This is a genomic window from Moritella sp. 24 (assembly GCF_018219155.1).
Lineage (GTDB): Bacteria > Pseudomonadota > Gammaproteobacteria > Enterobacterales > Moritellaceae > Moritella.
In genome coordinates this window covers 3,173,224-3,195,863 of the sequence record NZ_CP056123.1, presented here as the reverse complement: position 1 = coordinate 3,195,863, position 22,640 = coordinate 3,173,224, and the positions used below count along the sequence as shown (strand labels likewise).

General features: G+C 38.8%; 25 protein-coding genes. 14 read left to right on the top strand and 11 right to left on the bottom strand.

The window, feature by feature from the left end; genetic code table 11:
* The first annotated feature begins 90 nt into the window (after positions 1 to 90).
* Positions 91 to 1,098: a quinolinate synthase NadA gene (nadA, locus tag HWV00_RS14150; protein ID WP_211686589.1), complete on the top strand. Its 1,008-nt coding sequence runs from the start codon at positions 91 to 93 to the stop codon at positions 1,096 to 1,098.
* Positions 1,099 to 1,207: 109 nt separating this feature from the next.
* Here nadA and HWV00_RS14145 read toward each other — a convergent pair whose 3' ends face one another.
* The 3 genes from HWV00_RS14145 to HWV00_RS14135 all read right to left on the bottom strand — a co-directional run bounded on the left by HWV00_RS14145 (position 1,208) and on the right by HWV00_RS14135 (position 3,945).
* Positions 1,208 to 1,588 (bottom strand): helix-hairpin-helix domain-containing protein, encoded by a 381-nt coding sequence (locus HWV00_RS14145; protein ID WP_211682277.1) that lies wholly within the window; start codon positions 1,586 to 1,588, stop codon positions 1,208 to 1,210.
* Between the two features lie 246 nt (positions 1,589 to 1,834).
* Positions 1,835 to 2,380 (bottom strand): septation protein A, encoded by a 546-nt coding sequence (locus HWV00_RS14140; protein ID WP_211682274.1) that lies wholly within the window; start codon positions 2,378 to 2,380, stop codon positions 1,835 to 1,837.
* Between the two features lie 116 nt (positions 2,381 to 2,496).
* A complete protein-coding gene (locus HWV00_RS14135; protein WP_211682272.1) occupies positions 2,497 to 3,945 on the bottom strand; it encodes a peptide MFS transporter in 1,449 nt (482 codons plus the stop codon).
* A gap of 298 nt (positions 3,946 to 4,243) precedes the next feature.
* Here HWV00_RS14135 and rfaH point away from each other — a divergent pair, with 298 nt between their 5' ends.
* Positions 4,244 to 4,786 carry a transcription/translation regulatory transformer protein RfaH gene (rfaH, locus tag HWV00_RS14130; protein ID WP_255554575.1) on the top strand — a complete coding sequence of 181 codons (543 nt, stop codon included), beginning with the start codon at positions 4,244 to 4,246 and terminating at the stop codon, positions 4,784 to 4,786.
* 85 nt (positions 4,787 to 4,871) lie between these two features.
* On the opposite strand, the gene HWV00_RS14125 is transcribed toward rfaH, so the two are convergent.
* On the bottom strand, positions 4,872 to 5,252 hold the full coding sequence (locus HWV00_RS14125) for a type IV pilin protein (RefSeq protein WP_211682270.1): 381 nt from the start codon (positions 5,250 to 5,252) through the stop codon (positions 4,872 to 4,874).
* Positions 5,253 to 5,472: 220 nt separating this feature from the next.
* Here HWV00_RS14125 and glnS point away from each other — a divergent pair, with 220 nt between their 5' ends.
* A complete protein-coding gene (glnS, locus tag HWV00_RS14120; protein WP_211682267.1) occupies positions 5,473 to 7,116 on the top strand; it encodes a glutamine--tRNA ligase in 1,644 nt (547 codons plus the stop codon).
* A 128-nt stretch (positions 7,117 to 7,244) separates the two neighbouring features.
* Here the strand turns inward: glnS and fur are convergent, their stop codons facing one another.
* The 5 genes from fur to HWV00_RS14095 form a co-directional block, all read right to left on the bottom strand.
* Positions 7,245 to 7,667 (bottom strand): ferric iron uptake transcriptional regulator, encoded by a 423-nt coding sequence (fur, locus tag HWV00_RS14115; protein WP_211682265.1) that lies wholly within the window; start codon positions 7,665 to 7,667, stop codon positions 7,245 to 7,247.
* Positions 7,668 to 7,980: 313 nt separating this feature from the next.
* Positions 7,981 to 8,508, bottom strand: coding sequence for a flavodoxin FldA (gene fldA / locus HWV00_RS14110; RefSeq protein WP_211682263.1), 528 nt, complete (start codon positions 8,506 to 8,508; stop codon positions 7,981 to 7,983).
* Positions 8,509 to 8,540: 32 nt separating this feature from the next.
* On the bottom strand, positions 8,541 to 8,813 hold the full coding sequence (gene ybfE, locus HWV00_RS14105) for a LexA regulated protein (protein ID WP_211682261.1): 273 nt from the start codon (positions 8,811 to 8,813) through the stop codon (positions 8,541 to 8,543).
* A gap of 35 nt (positions 8,814 to 8,848) precedes the next feature.
* Positions 8,849 to 9,064 carry a DUF2788 domain-containing protein gene (locus tag HWV00_RS14100; RefSeq protein ID WP_211682259.1) on the bottom strand — a complete coding sequence of 72 codons (216 nt, stop codon included), beginning with the start codon at positions 9,062 to 9,064 and terminating at the stop codon, positions 8,849 to 8,851.
* A gap of 47 nt (positions 9,065 to 9,111) precedes the next feature.
* Entirely contained in the window at positions 9,112 to 9,879 is a 768-nt protein-coding gene (locus HWV00_RS14095) for an alpha/beta fold hydrolase (RefSeq protein WP_211682257.1), read from the bottom strand.
* A 170-nt stretch (positions 9,880 to 10,049) separates the two neighbouring features.
* Here HWV00_RS14095 and seqA point away from each other — a divergent pair, with 170 nt between their 5' ends.
* The 10 genes from seqA (at position 10,050) to nagZ (ending at position 18,150) form a co-directional block, all read left to right on the top strand.
* A complete protein-coding gene (gene seqA, locus HWV00_RS14090; protein ID WP_211682255.1) occupies positions 10,050 to 10,664 on the top strand; it encodes a replication initiation negative regulator SeqA in 615 nt (204 codons plus the stop codon).
* A 102-nt stretch (positions 10,665 to 10,766) separates the two neighbouring features.
* On the top strand, positions 10,767 to 11,786 hold the full coding sequence (gene btuC / locus HWV00_RS14085; protein WP_211682253.1) for a vitamin B12 ABC transporter permease BtuC: 1,020 nt from the start codon (positions 10,767 to 10,769) through the stop codon (positions 11,784 to 11,786).
* A 12-nt stretch (positions 11,787 to 11,798) separates the two neighbouring features.
* Complete coding sequence (locus HWV00_RS14080; RefSeq protein ID WP_255554573.1) at positions 11,799 to 12,644, top strand: ABC transporter ATP-binding protein; 846 nt, start codon at positions 11,799 to 11,801, stop codon at positions 12,642 to 12,644.
* A 20-nt stretch (positions 12,645 to 12,664) separates the two neighbouring features.
* A complete protein-coding gene (locus HWV00_RS14075) occupies positions 12,665 to 13,597 on the top strand; it encodes a 1-aminocyclopropane-1-carboxylate deaminase/D-cysteine desulfhydrase (RefSeq protein ID WP_211682251.1) in 933 nt (310 codons plus the stop codon).
* 178 nt (positions 13,598 to 13,775) lie between these two features.
* Positions 13,776 to 14,168: a DUF2750 domain-containing protein gene (locus HWV00_RS14070; protein ID WP_211682249.1), complete on the top strand. Its 393-nt coding sequence runs from the start codon at positions 13,776 to 13,778 to the stop codon at positions 14,166 to 14,168.
* Positions 14,169 to 14,230: 62 nt separating this feature from the next.
* Entirely contained in the window at positions 14,231 to 15,103 is an 873-nt protein-coding gene (locus tag HWV00_RS14065; protein ID WP_211682247.1) for a 6-carboxytetrahydropterin synthase, read from the top strand.
* A 190-nt stretch (positions 15,104 to 15,293) separates the two neighbouring features.
* Positions 15,294 to 15,647 (top strand): purine nucleoside phosphoramidase, encoded by a 354-nt coding sequence (gene hinT / locus HWV00_RS14060; protein WP_211682245.1) that lies wholly within the window; start codon positions 15,294 to 15,296, stop codon positions 15,645 to 15,647.
* Between the two features lie 129 nt (positions 15,648 to 15,776).
* Entirely contained in the window at positions 15,777 to 16,268 is a 492-nt protein-coding gene (locus tag HWV00_RS14055) for a penicillin-binding protein activator LpoB (protein WP_211682243.1), read from the top strand.
* A complete protein-coding gene (locus HWV00_RS14050) occupies positions 16,265 to 17,149 on the top strand; it encodes a phosphotransferase (protein ID WP_211682241.1) in 885 nt (294 codons plus the stop codon). The genes HWV00_RS14055 and HWV00_RS14050 overlap by 4 nt, the downstream gene beginning before the upstream one ends.
* Positions 17,137 to 18,150, top strand: coding sequence for a beta-N-acetylhexosaminidase (gene nagZ, locus HWV00_RS14045; protein WP_211682239.1), 1,014 nt, complete (start codon positions 17,137 to 17,139; stop codon positions 18,148 to 18,150). Before HWV00_RS14050 ends, nagZ begins: the two co-directional genes overlap by 13 nt.
* 44 nt (positions 18,151 to 18,194) lie before the next feature.
* Here the strand turns inward: nagZ and HWV00_RS14040 are convergent, their stop codons facing one another.
* Positions 18,195 to 19,958, bottom strand: a complete 1,764-nt coding sequence (locus HWV00_RS14040; protein ID WP_211682238.1) for an ATP-binding protein — start codon at positions 19,956 to 19,958, stop codon at positions 18,195 to 18,197.
* A 62-nt stretch (positions 19,959 to 20,020) separates the two neighbouring features.
* Entirely contained in the window at positions 20,021 to 20,920 is a 900-nt protein-coding gene (locus HWV00_RS14035; protein WP_211682236.1) for a PhnD/SsuA/transferrin family substrate-binding protein, read from the bottom strand.
* Positions 20,921 to 21,379: 459 nt separating this feature from the next.
* Here HWV00_RS14035 and fabB point away from each other — a divergent pair, with 459 nt between their 5' ends.
* Positions 21,380 to 22,597 carry a beta-ketoacyl-ACP synthase I gene (fabB, locus tag HWV00_RS14030; RefSeq protein WP_211682234.1) on the top strand — a complete coding sequence of 406 codons (1,218 nt, stop codon included), beginning with the start codon at positions 21,380 to 21,382 and terminating at the stop codon, positions 22,595 to 22,597.
* Positions 22,598 to 22,640: the final 43 nt, after the last annotated feature.

The window sequence follows — 22,640 nt, the reverse complement described above, 5'->3', positions numbered from 1 at the left end:
ATTACGTTTTCATGACAATGCCATGTATAATACGCGAAGTTATATTTTTTGAGCACTGAGTAATTAGCTATGATTCCCAATGTAGTAGAAATGGAATACCCATTCCCACAAAAACCAGTTCCGTTATCGGCAGAAGAAAAACTGGAATATAAAGCTCGTATCAAACAGCTTTTAAAAGAAAAAGATGCAGTATTAATTGCACACTATTATACAGATCCTGAGATCCAAGCACTTGCAGAAGAGACTGGCGGCTGTGTTGCTGACTCTTTAGAAATGGCTCGCTTTGGGAACAATCACCCAGCTAAAACGTTAATCATTGCTGGTGTTCGCTTTATGGGCGAAACAGCAAAGATTCTAGCACCAACTAAACGCATTATCATGCCAGCGTTAGATGCAACGTGTTCATTAGATCTTGGTTGTCCTGTTGAAGAGTTCTCTGAGTTCTGTGATGCACACCCAGAGCATACTGTTGTCGTTTACGCGAATACATCAGCAGCCGTTAAAGCACGTGCTGATTGGATTGTAACGTCAAGTATTGCGTTAGATGTGGTTGATCATCTAGACAGCGAAGGAAAAAAATTAATCTGGGGTCCAGATCGTCATTTAGGTGCGTGGATTGAAAAGCAAACTGGCGCTAAAATGGTTCGTTGGCAGGGTGCTTGCATCGTACATGATGAATTTAAAGCGTCAGCACTAAAACGTTTGAAAGATGAAAACCCTGATGCAGCGATTCTTGTTCACCCTGAATCACCTGCTGAAGTGATTGATCTTGCTGATGCCGTTGGTTCAACAAGCCAACTGATTAAAGCAGCGAAAGAATTACCACAGCAGAAGCTCATTGTAGCGACTGATAAAGGTATTTTCTTTAAGATGCAGCAAGCGTGTCCTGGCAAAGAAATGATCGCAGCCCCAACAGGTGGTAATGGCGCAAGTTGTCGTAGCTGTGCAATGTGCCCTTGGATGGGAATGAACGGCCTTAAATCGATTGAAGATTCATTGGTTAATGATGAAGGTCATGAAGTTTTTGTTGATGAAGACGTGCGAGTTAAAGCCCTTATTCCATTAGAGCGTATGCTGAACTTTAACGTATCAAATTAATAATTTGTCACGATTTAGTGTAGGGGCGAGAGCCTTTAAGCGATTGCTTTGATATTAAAGCCTGAAGATTTTCTTCAGGCTTTTTTTATTCCTGCAAGTTGAGCTGTGGCTATTGTTCAGTGGCCGTAATTGAGCTAGCTAGTCTTGCGACAGTTGCTTTGCCGATCCCCTTTATTTTGCTTAACTCTGCAGTGCTTTTAAATTCACCATGACGTTCTCGCCATTCTATGATGCGTAACGCTTTTTGTTCTCCAATACCTGATAATGCCGTGAGTTCTAATTTACTGGCGGTATTGATATTGAGTGGTATTAATAATGAATCTCGTGATATTGATGAATGACTCAAATCAAAAGCTGTTGTAGATGTGGCTATTGGGGTTACATTAATCTCAGTTAATGATGGGGATTGTTCTGCATTAGCGAGTGAGGGGATTAGTAAAGGTGTAGCTATAGTCACGTAGAGAGCCATTCGAGCGATTTTCTTCAGCATTGATATTCCTTTCATAATGATGATTTATGATCTATTCAGAATCAAACTGTAGTGCTCAGGGTTAGTTTTGTTATGGGGAATAGCCCAGTTGTGCGAGATATCACATACCGCTATATAGAATCATATCGGGGCTCAAATTCGTAGTATGAGAAAAGTAGTAGGACACAGAGGCGGGTAATATGAGAAGAGAAGTACTGCATTTGATTAATGATTAAATCAAATACAGTACTTAGATATTATTTAGAATTATTTATTTTCGCTGTTTTCTTTAGGCATGTAGCGATATAGGTACGCAACTGTCAATATGGTGAATACCAGCATAATACCAAGAACACCAAAGACTTTAAAATCAACCCACACCTCTTCAGACATGTTAAATGCGATGTAATGGTTTAAACCAGCAAGCGCGAGAAAGAATATTGCCCACGCAGTGTTTACGCGAGACCAGACAAATTCAGGTAAAACCATCTCTTTGCCCAGCATTTTTTTAAGTAAGTTCTGCTTGAAGGAATACTGGCTAACCAATAAGACAATTGAAAATAAGCAGTAAATAACCGTTACTTTCCATTTAATGAAACTAGAATCCTGAGTGAATAGCGTAATACCACCAAATATGGTTACCATCGCGAAGGTGATTAATTGCATTTTTTCAACTTTACGGTATTTGAACCAGCTAAAAATCAGTGTGCATGCTGTTACTACGATTAACCCTGCTGTAGCGGCGTAAATATCGTACATTTTATACATAGCGAAAAAGACGATCAGGGGAATAAATTCATTAAATTGTTTCATATAGTTTTTGGCTCACGGCTAATGATTTAGATCAGTTTACCATGAAAACTATAGATATAAAAAAACAGCCTCGTGATGAGGCTGTTTTTACATTTCTTTAAATCAATTTATCAGTATTAAGCGTTTGCTATTACTGGCTTTTGATTTGATGTTTCATCTTTCTCAATAACTTGACCTTCTGCACCATGCATCCAGTAAATCAGTTTGCGTGCTGATGCAAATAAGATTAGAGAAGAAATAACAGCGGCGATAGCGATACCACCAAAGATAGCCATTGGACCCGCTTCACCAATTTGTGCGCCAATCATACCAGCAACTTTATTTGCAATCGCGTTAAAGCCAAACCAAGCACCCATCATTAATGATGCTAAACGTAGCGGTGCTAATTTAGTAATCATAGATAGACCAATTGGAGAAAGACATAATTCACCCATTGTATGGAAGAAGTACGCGCCAATTAACCAGTACATGCTTGTTTTAACAGTTAAGTCGCCACCTTGTTCTAGTGTTGCGAAGATCATGAACACAAAACCAATTGCGAGCATCAATAGTGCCATTGCAAATTTAACTGGTGATGTTGGTTCTTTAGGACCCATTTTAACCCAAATCATACTCACGATTGGTGCAAAGGTAATAATGAAGAATGGGTTAAGCGATTGGAACCATGCAACTGGTACTTCAAAATCACCAATCATACGGTCTGTATAATCATTGGCGTAAAGGTTCATTAGACCACCGGCTTGTTCAAAACCAGCCCAGAAAATGATAACAAATAAGCCTAAAATTAAGATAACTTTAATACGGTCAACTTCAATCGCTGTTAGCGTTGGTTTCTTACCTTTATTCGCAGCACGTTCTTTTTTAGCTGCAGCTTCAATACCGACATTACCAAGGTATTTATTAGCGAATAATTTTTGTAATACAACACTTAATACCATTGCGATTGCAGACATTAAGAAGCCGAATTTGTAATCGCCAGTATAAACAACAACAGCACCAACCATAATACCTGATAGGAAAGCACCAATGTTAATACCCATATAGAAGATAGTGAACGCGCCGTCACGACGGTTATCACCATCTTCATATAGATCACCAACCATAGTTGAAATGTTTGGTTTGAACATACCATTACCAGCAATAAGGAATGCAAGGCCTAAGTAAAGGCTAGCAGTACTGCTTAAAGGTAAAATACTTTCAGGTACGAATAAGATTAATTGCCCAAGTGCCATTAGCACACCACCAATTAAGACACTTTTACGTTGTCCTAAGAAGTTGTCAGCTAACCAACCACCAATAAGTGGTGTGATATAAACTAAACCTGTGTATGTACCGTAGAGAGAAAGAGCATCTGCTTGAGTCCAACCTAAGCCTGGAATACCTGCTTGGTAGTTAGGATCGGTTAATAATGCAGCAGCTTGCTGATCTTGAGTAACTGAAACAAGAAAAAGAACGAGGATCGCACGCATGCCATAATAGCTGAAGCGTTCCATCATTTCTGTACTAAACAAAAGGAATAAGCCCTTTGGGTGCCCCATAAAAGTATCTGAATTATTAGGATTCATAATATCGCCTGTTTTGTATTTTTGTATTTGTTTTTTATATTTGTATTTTTATGCTGATAATTTATCTGTTATCAGTGTATTCATTCTTTTATATCCCTTTTGGAAGTGTGTAACAAGCGCAAATTTCAATTCTAAGAGCTGAATCACCATAAACTGAGTTTTTGTTCTACATTTGCCAATCATTTGTTGTTTATATGTTGCTTTTATGGTTCTTTATGGTTGATATATATGCGTTTATGATTAATTTAAATTTCGACTTTAATTTCATTTATTATGAAGTAGAATTAAAAGTGAGATCATGATTAGGATAATCAAAGCAACAATGATGGAAAATCAAAGAGGTTGGTACTTACTCTATTGCAAGGGTAAGGAAGAGGTTAGAGCATTGACTAACCTTAAAAATCAAGGTATTGATAGTTTCTTCCCGACGATGAAGGTGGAAAAAGTTGTCCGCAAAAAATTAACGTGTGTTGATGTGGTGATATTTCCCAACTATTTATTTGTTGAAATAGATGCTCAAACCGCTAATTTTAATAGTATTCGCTCTACGCGTGGTGTAATCGACTTTGTTAAATGTGGCGCTAATTACACGAAAGTACCTACGTCATTAATTACAGAGCTAAAATCCAAGCAATTGTTACGTGATAAAGCGCCGAATGAGACGAGCTTATTTAACCACGGTGATAAGGTGGTTATTCAAGACGGTGCGTTTAAAGGTATTGAGGCCATTTACCAATGCAAAGATGGATTGGAACGCTCAATATTATTGATTAATTTGATTAATAAAACGGCTGAAATGAGTATCGCTAACGCTGAAATTAAAAATAAGCCTGAAGCTTAATATCAAGCCTAATAGAAAATAGTCTCACCTTAATGAGGCTATTCTCTATCACTCTTTTTTATATCTTCCTATTACCCCTGCAATATTACCAGCAGAGTGTGGGCAGCTGCGCTAAATTATGATTTAAGCTCATCTCCTTACAGTCCTCATCATTACGCTGATTACCTATGGATGTTGCTGTTATTTTATATTGATTATTATCGGTAATATCAATGCTGTATTGGTATGTGCTGCTACTGAGGTCGATCGCTAAATTCTTTAATTCAAGGTACGTCTGATGCCGACTAAAATGATCCGTTTGTAATAAACTGATTGTTGTTAATTTCATTTTAGCCTGATCGCGGTGTGTCGTTAATATGCTTTGTTGGTAGTTTGGTATTGCCATACCAACCAAAATACTCATGACGGATAGGGTTGTTAGTAATTCAATCAGTGTAAAACCAGATAATGTTAATCGTTTATGCATTGTACTCTCCACTATTATTAAGTTGCCTTGAGTCTAGGTAGTCCCCTTTCCGTTGATGATGTTTTAAGCAGTGTTGTGATAGGGATTGTGTTTAGGCTGAGGCTAATTGCTATTGAACAAGGCTAACTAGCTTGCATTCGCATTTAGTTGTTGTGTCTGGCGTCATTTTGTTAGATCATTGCTCACTATTTTATTAAAAATTTACTGTTTGAGGTAAGGAATGAGTCAGGCCGAAGTACGCCCAACGAACTTTATTCGTCAGATTATTGATGAAGATTTAAATTCCGGCAAACACACTAATGTGCACACGCGTTTTCCGCCGGAGCCGAATGGCTTTTTGCACATTGGTCATGCCAAATCTATTTGTTTGAATTTTGGTATTGCTGACGATTACCAGGGACAGTGTAATCTACGTTTTGATGATACAAACCCAGAAAAAGAAGACATTGATTACGTTCACGCAATTCAAGAAGACGTAAAATGGTTAGGCTTCAACTGGGATGGAGAGGTTCGTTACTCATCAAATTATTTCGATAAATTATTCGAATATGCAGTCGAGCTTATCCAAGCGGGTAAAGCGTACGTTTGCTTCTTAAATGCAGAAGAAACACGTGAGTACCGTGGTACGCTTAACAAGCCAGGTAAGAACAGCCCATTCCGTGAAACTAGTATCGAAGAAAACTTAGCGCTATTTAACAAAATGCGTGATGCTGGCTTTGCTGATGGTGAATGTTGTTTACGTGCTAAAATTGACATGAGTTCATCGTTCATGTGTATGCGTGATCCGGTTATTTACCGTATTAAGCGTGCTCATCATCACCAAACTGGTGATAAATGGTGCATTTACCCAATGTACGATTTTACGCATTGTATTTCTGATGCGATAGAAGGTATCTCACACTCTATCTGTACATTAGAATTCCAAGATAACCGTCGAGTTTATGATTGGGTATTAGATAATATCTCAATTGATTGTCGTCCGCGTCAATACGAATTCTCACGTTTAAATATTGAATATACGATGATGTCTAAGCGTAAGCTTAATGCATTAGTGACAGAAAACCATGTAAGTGGTTGGGATGACCCACGTATGCCAACAATTGCTGGTTTACGTCGTCGTGGTTATACTGCTGCGTCAATTCGTGAATTCTGCAAACGTATTGGTGTGACGAAACAAATTAATACAATCGAAATGGGTATGCTAGAAGCGTGTATCCGTGAAGATTTAGAAAATGCTGCACCACGTGCAATGGCTGTACTTGATCCGATTAAATTAGTGATTACTAATTACCCTGAAGATCAAACAGAGCAATTAATTGCGCCTGCTCACCCTAAATTAGAAATGGGTAACCGTACTCTGCCATTTGGCCGTGAACTATTTATTGATCGCGCGGATTTCCGTGAAGAAGCGAACAAGAAATACAAACGTTTAGTATTAGGTAAAGAAGTACGCTTACGTAATGCATATATCGTTAGAGCCGACGACGTTGTAAAAGATGACGAAGGTAACATCACTGAAATTCACTGTACTTACGACGATGAAACACTGGGCAAAAACCCAAGTGATGGTCGTAAAGCAAAAGGTGTTATTCACTGGGTGTCAGCTACCGATTCTGTTGATGCAGAAGTACGTGTTTATGATCGTCTATTTAAAATAGAAGATCCTGCAAGTGTTGAAACATTAGAAGAAGCACTGAATGAAGAATCATTAGTTGTTATCAAAACAGCTAAAGTTGAACCGGGTCTTGTTGCTGCACAAGCTGCAAGTGCATACCAGTTTGAACGTGAAGGTTACTTCTGTGCAGATAAAGATTCAACAGCAGATAAGCTTATATTTAACCGTACAGTGTCTTTACGCGGCTAATTAGTATTATGTGTTAGTTATTAAAGCCAAGTGGTTGTTTATCACTTGGCTTTATTTAACCGAATCATAGGTATAAAAAAAGGAGCTATTGGCTCCTTTTTGTTTATCTACAGTTTAGTACATGATAATTAGTGTTCACATTTACCATCGAGTGAACGACCATACAGGTATAAGCTGTGGGCTTGTAATGACATGCTATTTTCTGCTGCAATTTCACGTTGACGATCTTCGATCAAGTCATCATGGAATTCAATTACGTGGCCACAGTCAAGGCACACTAGATGGTCATGGTGATTTTGAGTTGCCAATTCAAAAACAGATTTACCACCTTCAAAATAGTGACGGGTAACGATACCTGCATCATCAAATTGGTTAAGCACTCGGTATACCGTTGCTAGCCCTATTTCTTCGCCTTTACTTAGTAATTGCTTATATAATTCTTCAGCGCTGACATGTTGACTGCTAGGGAGTTGTAATAATTCTAAAATTTTAATTCTTGGCAGAGTTATTTTTAACCCAGCTTTTTTTAATGCGGTTTTTCTATCAGTCATAACGTACTCATTTTTAAATAGAGAAGAGTATTTTTTCTTTATATTCTTTATCATTATATGACGAGACGCAAAAACAATAAACCTCATATTTGTTAAAGCGGGATTTAAATTCACAAATAGAGATATTAACTTGGGCTAGTTGGCGTTGTTTGTCGTATAAATAGGGAATGCTGGATATGCCTGGAAAAATAGAGGTAGATATTTAGCTGGAACGATTTAGATAGAGGATATTTTAGAAAGGGGGATAGAAAAGAGTAAAAGGTAAATAACGTGATAAGAACGCTATTTACCTTTTACTGTATAAACTAAAAGACTAGTCTTCTAGTTCTGCAAGACACATTTCGCTGTGGATTTGTTTAACCCAAGCTTCAACACGCTCTGCTGTTAGTTCTGGTTGGCGATCTTCATCGATACCTAGACCAACAAAATGGTTATCATCTGTCAGTGCTTTTGATGCTTCGTAATCGTAACCTTCAGTTGACCATTCACCGATTAATGTACCACCTTTAGCTTCTACAACGTCACGTAACGTGCCCATTGCGTCAAGGAAGTACTCAGCGTAATCTTCTTGGTCACCACAACCGAAGATTGCAACTAGCTTGTCAGAAAAATCAATTTCTTCTAGTGAAGGCATGAAATCATCCCAATCACATTGAGATTCGCCATAATACCAAGTTGGAATACCTAAAATTAATAGGCTGAACTCGTTAATATCTGCTGTTGTTGATTTTGCAATATCTTTAACATCAACAAGTTGTTTACCCAGTTGTTTCTGGATCATTTTAGCAACTACTTCAGTGTTACCAGTGTCACTACCAAAAAATAAGCCTACGCTAGCCATTCTTAAATTATCCTAATAGTTTTAATTTAAACTTATTTTGCTACATGAGTTTGCAGTAATGCTTGTATATATTCACTGCGCGTCATATTAGCACTTTTTGCTTTCATATTTAACATATCAAATAGGTCTTGTTCGACCTTTAATTCAATACGTTTTAATCCATTAGCCTTATCTCGGCTTAATTGATTTCGTTTATTTTGTTTCAACTGCTCTTTACGTGAGAGCGGGTTGGTTTTGGGTCTGCCAGCACGCTTCTCTTCAGCAAAAAGGTCAATCGTCGTTCTATCGAAACTTTCCTTTGCCACGTTATATTCGCCATTGCAGTTAATATGTTGAGTAATTAAATCTGGGTTTCCCAGACTGCGATCAATACTTCTTTAAAAACAAAACCGGCCATACCGAAACAAAGTACAAACCAAACAGCAACACGCCCAAACTGAGGTACGTTACCTTTTTTCAGCACATCTTGAATTGCCATTCCGATTAAGAAAAACAGTGCAACAAAGAATAACTTAATGCCGACAGTTTCAATTAAGTCGATGTATTCATACAACATATCAATATTCACCTAAAGTACGAATGTGCAAATATATCACAATGTGGCTAATGACTAAATAAAAAGTCGACTATTATTTTGTTAAATATCGCAGGTTTTTCGGCATGTAGCCAGTGTCCAGCACCTTGCACTAATTTTGCTTTCGCTGATGGGAAATACTTGGCGATGGCTGATTTATGCTCATTTGTTATGTAGTCTGAATTCATGCCTTTAATAAATAGTACTGGTTTATCATACTGTTTATTTACTTCTGGCCAGTCAGATATCGCATCATACTCTGCAATGATCGTATTTAAATCATAGTGAAAATCAAATTTACCTTGCTCGTTTTTATATAGCCCTTTAAGCAAAAATTGCTGTACACCGGGGTCTTCCACGTATTCTGCGAGCTTAGCTTGTGCCTGACTACGCGTGGTTATATCGTTAAGTGGGATATTTTTTAATCCAGTAAATACATTATCGTGACGAGGGGGGTAATTAACTGGGGCAATATCTGCCACGGCTAAGCTTTTCACTCGTGCTGGAAAGTTAATTGCAGCGCGCATTGCGATCTTCCCACCCATTGAATGACCGATAAGATGAGCGGCGTGGATCGTTAAATGATCCATTAGCTGAATAATATCATTTGCCATATCATCATAATGCATACTATTATGGCGCATAGAAGATCCATGATTTCGAACATCAACGGCGATCACTTGGTGATCCGTTTTTAATTGTTTTATTAGCATGCCTAAGTTAGTGGCACTGCCAAATAAGCCATGGATCACGATAACAGGATCACCCTGACCGTATATTTTGTGATTAAGTAACATATATCTCTCCGTTATTGTGGCTGATTCTACCGCAATAATTACGTCATTGTCGTGTATGAATCGTTGATAAATGCATCACAGAGGTAATATTTTTTCTATAAGCATAGAGAGAAATCTATTCACAAGGTATAATTAAACCAAATTTATAAGCAAGGATTTACTAGTTAAATATGAAGACGATTGAGCTTGAAGACGACCTATATCGTTATATTGCTAGTCAAACGAAAGATATTGGCGAAAGTGCATCAGATATTTTACGTCGCTTACTTGAAGTACCCGATAGTGCCTGTGCAGATTTAACAAACGTTGAAGTATTGCAACAGCCTGTAGAGAACATCAACAGTGAGACTAAGCAAACGGTAACTAAATCACCGGCAGTAGTAGAGCCAGCCCCTGTTGCAGCACCTGTTGCTGTAGAACCAGAGGTTGTTAGCCATTCTACATTGCCTGCCAGTATCGATAAGCTTATTAAAAGTAAGAAATTTAAAGAAACAACTGTTTCGGTTACTAAGTTTATACAGATCTTATCTGTACTTTATGCAGAAAGCCCGAAAGAGTTTGATAGCGCGACAGATATTAAAGGCCGTAAACGTATTTACTTTGCAAAATCGGAAAGTGAATTACTGAGTGCTGGCAGTACAACAAAACCGCGTCAAATTGAAAATACGCCGTATTGGGTTATCACTAATACCAATACAGGTCGTAAACGTAACATTGTTACACAACTAATGGCTGAAATGGGCTATACCCATGCGCTGATTGATGCAGTAAGTAAATCAATCTAATTCGCAGCCTTTCGACAGGGTGTCTAAAATATGTTTAAGCTTGTTGCTGACGTTATTGCAGATACCTTGTCTATTTTTCCTTAATATTCCTCCTCTTAAATTATGATCGACCTGCTTAAATTACAGCGTGCTAGTGCACAAAAAAGTCGAACTACTCTGCTATTTTTATCGATTTGCCTTGTTGCCGTTATTTTCATTTCTCTTGCGTCAGGTAACTTTAGTATTGGTATTGATGACTTCCTTAATGGCTTAACGCCTCTACAACAGCAAGTACTATTTGATTTACGTTTTCCTCGTATTATTACGGCTATTTTAGTTGGCGCAGCACTCGCGGTTGCGGGCTGTATTTTACAAGTTTTATTAGCGAACTCGTTAGCTGAACCAGGGGTGATTGGTATCTCATCGTTTGCCAGTTTGTTTGCTGTCTTATCGATTGTATTACTTGATACTCTTTTTCCAGAATGGATCGGATTTCAGCATTATATTTTGCCATTGTCTGCTTTTACGGGGGCGAGTTTAGTTACATTCCTACTGTATCAAGTGACGAAGAATAACTTGCCTACGACAAAGATCTTATTGCTTGGTGTTGCGATCGGGATCTTCTCTGGTGCGATCATGACGTGGTTATTGTATTTTTCTGATGACAGCAGCATGCGACAAATGCTGTATTGGATGATGGGTAATTTAGCTTATGGATCAGATCTTATCTATATCGCGATCCTGCCTTTAGGTTTGAGCTTTCTGTGGATCATGCGCCGTATTGATGCGTTAAATTTATTACAGTTTGGTGAGCAGGGGGCATTTCAATCTGGTATCGATGTCCCTAAGTTACGCATCCAACTTATTTTATGCGTGGCGGTACTGACGGGGATATCTGTATCAATGGCGGGCGTGATTAGTTTTATCGGTTTAGTTATTCCACATATTTTAAGAATACTGGTGACGAGCCAGTTACGTTTTCTTATACCTGCATCCGCATTATTAGGTGCTAGTTTTTTATTACTTGCAGATTTAATCGCACGTAGTATGTTCGCGACGGCAGAGCTTCCCGTAGGCGCGATTACAGCAAGCCTTGGTGCGCCCTTCTTTATCTATTTGTTATTACGTAAACAAGATGTATAAATTGAAGTGATTATGGACAAATTAAATCAATCGATGAATCAATCAGACCTACTTAACTCAGATATAGTGAAATCAAATATAGTGCAGTTAGCTGAGATCCAATATCAGCAACGGTTAGATGATATTCATGTTTCGATTAATAAAGGGTGCTGCCTGTTTTTACTCGGGCCGAATGGGTGTGGTAAAAGCACCTTATTATCTATTCTTGCAGGGCATGTGAAAGCATGCAGCGGTGCATATTTATTAGCAGGTCGTTCTATTCTTGATTATCCGATTGCTGAACTTGCACGTCAGCGAGCATGGCTACCGCAAGTCTCTCCCCCTCCTTTTGCTATTCCGGTTTATCAATTTATTGCTTTAGGTCTACACCCTTTAGGCGTGAATCTAGAGAATGAAGAAGCTTGTCAGGTTATCAATCAGCTACTATCACGTTTGGATATAGCCAAATTAGTAGAGCGTAATTGTGACCAATTATCGGGTGGTGAATGGCAACGAGTGCTTATCGCACGTACATTAGTACAAGTGTCACCACTATTAAATAAGCAGTCAATTCTGTGTTTATTGGATGAACCGTTAACAGGGTTAGATTTGAAGCATCAAATTGAAGTGCTACAGATCTTACAAGAGTTTGCGGATCAAGGTATAACAGTGATTGCCTCTATTCATGATCTCAACCTAGCACTTAATTATGCTTCTGAAGTGTTACTGTTAAATGCAGGGCGTGTTGTGGGGCAGGGGAGTGCGAGTCAGGTATTAACGGTTGATACCATCAAGCACGTTTATGATGTTGATACAGAATTACTTGCGGTTAATGGTCGTCATTTTATTGTTTCTGCAGCACTGCCTGCGTCAGATTAGTTAGATAGTAGGATCCCGCTTTGGAATTACGTAATACACCTGTAGATGAAGTCGAATTTTTAGGCCGTCAAATTTACGTTAAACGCGATGATTTATTAGACGAGGCGTTTAGCGGTAATAAAGCCCGTAAGTTTTACCATTTTTTACAACAAGATTTATCACAGGTCGATAGACTTGTTGGTCACGGCTCTGCGCAAGCTAATTCTCTGTACTCACTGTCTGTATTAGCGATGTTGAAGGACTGCCAACTCGACTATTATGTTGACCACTTACCACAGTATCTTATTGATAACCCGCAAGGTAATTACCGTGCTGCGTTAGAAAATGGCGCAAATATTATTGTAGCAGAATCAAGTGCAGTATCGGTTATTGAACATATAGAGCAGTTTGTACTACCGGCACTTGAAGCTCGAGGGCAATCTGCCGTGTTTATTCCTGAAGGAGGCCGCTGTGAGTATGCTGAAACCGGATTAAAAATATTGGCTGATGAGATTATTGATTGGGCTGCTTCAAAATCTTATGCTGATGTGCGAGTTGTGTTACCTTCTGGGACTGGTACAACCGCGTTATTCTTACAAAAAAACGTACCTTTTGAAGTTCAAACATGCGCATGTGTTGGTGGTGAATCTTATTTAAAACAACAGTTTTTAGAATTGTGTGAAGATGAGTCACAGCACCCAACAATACTTACAACAGCAAAGAAATATCACTTTGGTAAGCTTTATTTACCTTTTTATCATATTTGGGCTGGGTTAAAGCAAGCCACCAATATTGAATTTGAGCTGCTTTATGATCCGCTGGCTTGGTTATGTTTACAACGTGAGTTCAGCGAAAATAGCGATGAACTTGAAAGTGCAGATAAACGCCCCATTTTGTATATACACCAGGGTGGATTACAAGGTAATGAAACGATGTTGCCACGTTATTTGCGCAAGTTGGCATTTGTGAAATAAAGTTGCAGATGCTGGACTTACAACACCTATGCTTATTTGCATCATAAAGTAATACAGATTTTTACTATTTATTCTTAGTATTTATCCTTGGTATTTATTATTGTGCAGCGTACAATCCGCTGCTGCTTTATTATAAACATTATTTGAAACTGCGAACGTGGTTTCTTGAGAGAAGATTATGACATTTAAAATTCATGACAAGCAAACTGCTGACGCAGTTGAAAAATCACCTGAAGCTCGTTTTAACTATTTCGTATTTCGTGCAGTTAAGTCTGAAGAAGTATGGACATTAGCGGATGCGAACGGTTTTGTTGTTAGCGAAGCAGAAGGCGAAAGAAGTATTCCTGTTTGGCCACATGCTGAATTTGCAAGTGAATGGATCCAAGGTGATTGGTCTGAATGTCAGCCGCTTAAAATTGAAATGGGCGCGTGGCGTAACAACTGGCTACCGGGTCTTGCTGCAGATGGCGTTGTTATTTCTGTATTCCCGAAAGCAGGTCAAGACGTTGTTGTTGTTGACAGTGAAGAATTAAATGCTTCATTTAAAGATGAATACGACGCACAGAAGTAATTATCATTAATAAGAATAAGCACGCGATTACCTATTTAGTTACCATAAAGGACAAAATTTAGATGAAACTATTCGTCAAAGATCTTACTGTTATCGATTCTTCAGTATTAGATTATTCACGTGGCATTATTGGCCAAAGTTGGTTAGTGGATATTGTTCTGCATGGTGACTTAAATGAACAAAGCATGATCCTTGATTTTGGAATCGTGAAAAAACTGATTAAATCGACTGTTGATGAATTAGTTGATCATAAGCTGATTGTGCCTGCACATGCTAAGTTTTGTGATGTAATGAGTGACGGTTCATTTACGTATGTTGATGCATGGCGTGAACACAGTGATTCAATTCATTTAGCCTGTCCTGACCAAGCATTTGCGTTGATACCAGCAGAGCAAATCACACTAGAGATTTTAGAAGCTTATTTAACTGAGCAGCTAATGTTACGTTTACCAAACAACGTTAAAAAATTAGATGTTAAGTTACGTGAAGAGAAGATTGACGGTGCTGAGTACTGTTACAGCCATGGTTTACGTAAACACCTTGGTAATTGCCAGCGTATTGCCCATGGTCACCGTTCTACTATTGAGATCTTGCGTAATGATGAGCGAGATGCGGCATTAGAAACGAGCTGGGCTAAGCGATGGGAAGATATTTATCTTGCTGAGCAATGCGATATGGTTTCAGCATCAGAGCTTTCATTGTCTCGTTCTGGTATGGCAGCGATTACGCCTGAGCATTACTGCTTTAAATACCAAGCACCTCAAGGTGAATTTCAACTTGCGATTGGTAAATCAATTGTAGAAATTATGCCAACAGAAACAACGGTTGAGAATATAGCGCAATATATTGCGGATACATTAGCAAAAGATTGCAGTGATTCATTAACTGTTTTTGCTTATGAAGGTGTCGGTAAAGGCGCGATTGCGTCTGCTTAATAAGCCTATTTAATCGTTAAGCCCATTACAAACTACACTAAGCTGTAGGGTGTAGTGGGCTTTTTTGTTATGGCTCTCTTTTCTTGATAATTGTTTGGGTATAGATAATGAACGATGATGGATAGTGGGTGTATTTATTTATTTTTTCACATATGATTGAATAACTTAATTTTGTAATGGAGCTAAACAAATGGCAGAAGAAACGATTTTTCGTAAGATTATAGATAAAGAGATCCCTGCTGATATTCTTTATCAAGATGAATTAGTGACTGCATTTCGTGATATTAGTCCAAAAGCATCAACGCATGTTTTAATTATTCCGAATAAGTTGATTCCAACGACGAATGACGTACAGGAAGAAGATGAACTTGCACTTGGACGTTTGTTCACAGTGGCAAGAAAAATTGCTGAACAAGAGGGCATCGCTGAAAATGGTTATCGCTTGATTGTGAATTGTAATAAACATGGCGGACAAGAAGTATATCATTTACATATGCATCTTGTTGGTGGTGAGCAATTAGGTGTGATGGTTACAACATACTAGTGGCTATAGTTATCTAGCGATTTGATACACAGTATGGAGATGATCGTTTACGTTGGTGGTAAGTAATAACTCACAATGCACCGCATAGGTCATCCCATTAACTTTCAGTCACGTTGAGGAGACTATTACATGAAATGGATACTCACACTGATTTATATATCGAGTGCGCTATTTGTCACGGGTTGTACATCACAAGCAAAACCTGAGCGACAGTTATTATCAGCCCCTCTCGAGGCTATTATTGAGCATCCTCTCACGACTAAAGTGAGAGAGTTAAGTTGGCAATTATTACAACAACCCTATTTTGTTCAAGGTAGTTTTGAACATGGGGAAGCGTTATTTATAACTCACCCTGATACTGCCTCAGTGCTGCCTACGACATCGAATGAGTTACAACGAGCAAGCGCAGAAACATTGGATCGTTTAGGTTGGTTTGATATTCAAACGTTAACAGAAATTGAGTCCCAATCACATCTAGAGCGTATTATGTATGGGTATTCGCTGGTGATTAATGTAGATCCTGTTAGCCGAGAGCTAAATAAACATATGTTAACGATAGAATTGATAAATAATCGTTTTAAAACGGTTGAAGCCCACGTGAATAGTATCGTTTCTTTATGATAAGTCCCCCTGATTTTGTTGTACATTTTAGTCCTGTGTTATTTTCTTTACAGCCTGTTTCAGGTGGATTGAGTAATCATAATTATCGTTTGGATTTCCAAAAACAAGGATTAGACCATCGTTATTTTGTTAGGCAGTTTTCTGCGACTTACAATGACATGGATAATGATGTTAAGCACGAATGTGCAGCGCAAATACAAGCGGCGAATGTCGGTATCGCACCAAATATTATTGCGCAATATGAACAAGGCATTATTTGCGATTGGATAGCGGGTAAGCATTGGGAGCTAATAGAACAAACTGAAGGCTGTAATATTGAGAAACTCGCCCAACTTGTGGCAAACCTTCATCAACAACCTGTACCTGAGTATCACCTTGATATGACTGTACGGTTGCAGCATTATTATCAGCAATTATTACCAGAATTTAAAACGACGGCGCTTGAGCAACAACTGCAACTTGTTGTCGATTTAATCGAGCATAAATTAGCGCGTAATAGACATGGCTTTTGCCACCATGATATGAACCCGTTGAATTTTATTATCAATGAACAAGCTAAATTATATTTGCTGGATTGGGAGTTTGCAGCGGCAGGGCATTGTGATTTTGACATTACGACCCTATTTCAGACGTTCGCTTGGCAGCATCCACAGAAGGTATTGTTTTTAAAATATTACAATCATTATCATTCCGGCGCTAAAGTCACCTTATCACAATTAGATGTGATGGATGTTGTGGTTGAGATGATGACATTATTGTGGTGTATTGTTATGTACCAGCAAGATAGAGACAGCACCTATCTGACGTTGTGGCAGCAATCTGACTGTGCCATTAAAGACAAAATTAATCGATTGAGGAAGGATTCAAAGTGGGACCAATAGTAGTAGATGTTAACGGTTATGAACTAACAGCAGAAGACAAAGAAATCTTAGCGCATCCCCTCACTGGTGGATTGATTTTGTTTAGCCGTAACTATGGTGATCATGCTCAGCTAAACGCATTAATTAAATCAATTCGTAAAGCAGCGGACTCACCAATTGTGATTTCGGTTGATCACGAAGGTGGGCGAGTTCAACGTTTTCGTGAACAATTTACGCGTATTCCTGCGATGGGTAAAATAGCAGAGTTGTATGCTGATGATCGTGAGACGGCGAAACAATTCACACAGCAATGTGGTTGGTTACTTGCTGCTGAATTACTCGCATTTGATATTGATCTAAGCTTTGCACCTGTATTAGATTTAGAGCGTGGCAGTCAGGTTATTGGCGACCGTTCATTTCATACCGACCCAAGTTGGGTTACAGACCTTTCAACGCAGCTTTGTATTGGTATGCATAATGCGGGAATGAAAACGACAGGAAAACATTTCCCTGGTCATGGCAGTGTATTAGCGGATTCTCATATTGCATTACCGATTGATGAGCGCAGCTTAGCAGAAATAACGGCGACAGATTTATTACCATTTAAAGCCTTGATTGCTGATGCACAATTAGATGCAATTATGCCTGCACATGTGATTTATCAGCAGGTTGATAGTAAAGCGGCTGGGTTTTCTCAGTACTGGTTACAGACGGTATTAAGACAGCAGCTCGGATTTAAAGGCGCTATTTTTTCTGATGATTTATCTATGCATGGCGCAAGTGTCGCGGGTAATTATTTAGAACGCGCAGAGCAAGCTATGTGGGCGGGTTGTAACTTATTACTTGCCTGCAATGATCGCACGGGCGTTGAGACCTTGCTTGATGGTTTGGATAATAATTTAACCACGCCTGATTTTAATCTTAAGCACAGAAGTGATTTCTCATTAGACGAGCTTAAAATGAGTCGTTTATGGCAAGATACAACGGAATCTGTGATTAAATTTAATCAACAATTTAGCTAAGTATGAACAAGTAGAAAGAAGGCTGGTTAGATTGTTTTAAGTAATCAATTTAACCAGTGATTTATTTTTTTCATTAGTTGGTCTTCACGGGCGGGCTTCATTAAAAAGTCATTCATACCAACCGCAAGGGTATTCTCTCGATCTTCGGTCGTTGCATTTGCTGTCATGGCGATAATAGGAGTGTCTCGATTTATATTACTGACCTGACGTATCCCTTTTGTTGCGCCAAAACCGTCCATTTCAGGCATTTGTAAATCCATTAAGATTAATTGATAACGTTTCTTCTCACAGGCTTCGATAGCAAGTAAACCATTACCCGCTACATCGACGGCATAACCTGCACGTTGCAAAATGGTCTTTGTAATGAATTGATTGGCTTTATTGTCTTCAACTAACAATAAGTGCGTTGGAGTATCATCAAATTGCACTTTAATTTGCGGTACGGGTGCTTCAATTATTGGTGCTGATGTATTTTCTAATGTGAGTTTAATCGTGAATTCACTACCAGTATCTATCTGACTGGTGACCGTAATTGCCCCCTTCATTAAAGTAATAAGCTGTTTAGAAATAGCAAGGCCTAAGCCAGAACCGCCGTATTCTCGTGAAAAAGAACTATCTGATTGTACAAAATCGTCGAAAATATGTTTCAGTTTATTTTCGGGTATACCTATCCCAGTATCTTTGACAGTGAAACACAGTTGGGTGTGATTAGATTGTGTAACGGCATGCATGATGACATCGACGTGACCTTGTTGGGTGAACTTTATTGCATTATTCGTTAAGTTGATGAGTATTTGCGTTAATCTATTATCATCACCCAATAGCCACAATGGTTCTTCGATATTACTTGAATGCTGAAGCGTGATGCTTTTTTTCTGTGCTAAAGGCTCAAGAACGCTGGTGACGCCCAGTAATATCCCTTGGATATCAAATGGTCTATGCTCTAGTTGCAGTTTACCCGCTTCAATTTTAGACATATCAAGAATATTATTGAGTAAGCCGAGTAGTATATTTGCTGACTTTAGACTGGTATCAATAAAATGTTGCTGTTCAATATCCAGTTTGCTTTTATCTAATAGTGATAATGCACCTAAAATAGCATGCATTGGATTTCTTATTTCATGGCTCATGGTTGCAAGAAAGGTCGATTTTGTCGTATTCGCATTGATTGCTTGTTCTTTTGCTACACGTAGTTGTTGTTCTCGGTGCTTTTGTTTATGAGTGAGATCTTGAATGAGGTCTACGGATTCATTTAAACGATCTAATTCATTGGTTGAAACTAAAGTTATCTGTTCATCAACCTGATGCAATTGGGATAAGCGTAATAAGCGATTGTTGATGTGTGTGATGGGCTTTAGCACTGAAGAATGTAGTAATAACGAAATTGCGAGTGCTAAGCATATTAATATTAATGCAATCAGTAGACGAATTAAGTTCACATGCTCTGTAATGTCATCTTGTAGATGTGCAGTACTCACTGCTATTTGCATATAACCAAAGGTTTCTCCACCGAATGATACGGCCTGCTGAAAGATTTGATGCTGTAGATCTTCTTCTGGTAATTCTCCCGAACTCACTAATACGGTATGAAGCTCATTATAAATCGCGAAAAATTCGATGTCTGGATAATTTGATGATATTTGTAGCATGATTGTTTCAAGCAGGGGGATATCTTCGGTGATCAAACTATCAATCGTCGTGGCTGATAAAAGGTTGAATGTTTGTTGTATTTGTATGGTTAAATTATTCGTTAGGTAGTTGTATTCAAAGCGTCGTGCTAATTCACCAGCCGCCAGACTGATTAACATTGTAATACACAATGTGGCGGCTAGGATCTTCGACCAAAGTGGAAAGTGGTTGAACCGCTTGATCATTTAATTGAGCTTACTTCAAAAAAACGATTGTCAATCATCGACTTACGTATTATGTTGTAATCACTGTCATTACCCGCTAAAAATCCATTTTTACTAAATGAATTTTTGTATAGTGCATTTGATTCACTGCTGGCGATGAGCAGTGCGGATAGTGTTTGTGCTATTTCGTCATTTAACCCAGCTTTCGCCACCCAAGGTTTTGTGACATTTGGGAAGCGGGCTATTTCTCGTAAAAGCACCCCTTTATTCCGTAACTTTTTAAATGTGCCTTCTTTTAATGCGCCTGCATCATAGCGACCTGCTGCAACTGACGCACCTACTGCATCATGCCTGTCTAAGTAATCATATTTCGCTAAATCTGTTGCGAATATATTGTGGTCTGCAAGGTAAGTTTGTGACAGATAGCGGCCAATTGTTGATTGCTCAGATCCAAATGCAAACCGTTTCCCGATTAATTGTTCAGGTTCAGTGATGGAACTGTCACTTTGCACCGCAATAATGCCGTAGAAACGTTTTTTGCCTTTTTTAGCTTCAATCGCCAATAGTTGTAAATCAGGATTGATATTTTTGGCTGTAATGTATGAGGCTGGCCCTAGTCGGGAAAAGTCAACTTTGCCGCTGGTTAGTGCGCGAACACCATCATTATAGTTACTGGATATGTGCATTTTTATACGGACGGGTTGTTTTAATGCGTGGGTCATTTGTGCTTCAAGTGTATTAATAAAGGGTCGGAATTTAGTGACCATCGTGGTGGGTTTGTCGGAGGTATACAAGCCAAAAACAAGGTTGATTTCAGCGTGACTGGATATACTAAACAGTATCGATATAAAGATGATTAATGAGTGAGTGAGGGCTTTAAAGGTCCTCCTTGAGTTAACGAATAGTCGCGTTGGCATATCCTCTCCTTAGACATTCTCTCTTGAATTTATGTTATATCTGTCACACGGGTTATTGGTATAATGTGATAACTATTAATGATTGTTTACATTGACTTAAATTGCCAACTTTACAATGCATTGTATTCAGGTCAGAAAGGACATGTACGGTTGTTTTAGCAGCAGAAATGACAGCAATTGAAGATGATTTGATCACACGCAAATTTTAAGCGGTGACAATCGTGATTAGCAATGGGATACTGGATAATTAACGCTTTGCTATACTGAAGGTAGATGCGACAGCGAGTCTCGTCGGGCTTCTAGGGAGTTGAGACTGATATTTGAGGATGTAGAAATAATTAATCTATAGGCTCAAATTTAATAAAACGGTCACAATCTTATCTGATTATAGGGAAAGCAGACCAGATGACGTTAAAAAATAAGTAAGAATAACGTAATAATCTTATATTAGGGAATATCATGAAAAGAGCGGTTATAACAGGTATCGGTATTGTATCAAGTATCGGTAACAATAAAGCAGAAGTATGTGAGTCACTGAAAGCGGGTAACAGTGGTATCGAATTTGAACCACAATTTGCTGAACAAAACTTACGTAGCCATGTCTGCGGTACTGTTAATCTTGATCCTAAAGAAATCATTGATCGTAAAGCAATGCGTTTCATGGGTGATGCGGCTGCTTATAGCTATATTGCAATGCAAGAAGCTATTGATGATTCAGGTTTAACAGAAGAACAAGTTTCTAATGTACGTACTGGCCTTATTGCAGGTTCTGGTGGTGCATCATCAAAGAACGTTGTTGATTCTGTTGATATCGCTCGTAATAAAAGCGTGAAGCGTGTGGGTCCGTATATGGTGACTCGTACTATGTCGAGCACAATCTCTGCTTGTCTTGCTACACCATTCAAAATTAAAGGCCCAAGCTATTCAATTACTTCTGCATGTGCAACGAGTGCGCATTGTATCGGCCATGCAGTAGAACAAATTCAATTGGGTAAACAAGATGTTGTCTTTGCTGGTGGCGGCGAAGAAATTGATTGGACTCTGGCATTAGAATTTGATGCGATGGGTGCACTTTCAACGAAGTATAACGACACACCACAACAAGCATCACGTACATATGACGCAAACCGCGATGGTTTCGTTATCTCTGGTGGCGGCGGTATGGTTGTTGTTGAAGAACTAGAACATGCACTTGCACGTGGCGCAACTATCTATGCTGAAATTACTGGCTACGGTGCAACATCAGATGGCTATGACATGGTAGCACCGTCTGGCGAAGGCGCTGTACGTTGTATGCAACAAGCACTTGAAACAGTGACGGGTGAGATTGATTACCTGAATACACACGGTACATCAACGCCTGTAGGTGATACAAAAGAACTTGAAGCAATTCAAGCTGTGTTTGGTCATAAATCACCTAAAATCAGTGCGACTAAAGCATTGACTGGTCACGCACTGGGTGCGGCGGGTGTACATGAAGCAATTTATTCATTAATCATGATGGAAAATAACTTCATCGCAGCAAGCGCAAATATTCAAGATCTTGATGAAAAAGCAGAAGGTCTAGATATTGTTGCTGGTCAAGCAGTTGATGCTGAACTTAAAAACGTAATGTCGAACAGCTTTGGTTTCGGCGGCACGAATGCGACATTAGTATTTAGTAAATTCGCTAAATAGTTTTCGATTCATTAAGGAAGGCGTAATACGTTTTCTATGATGA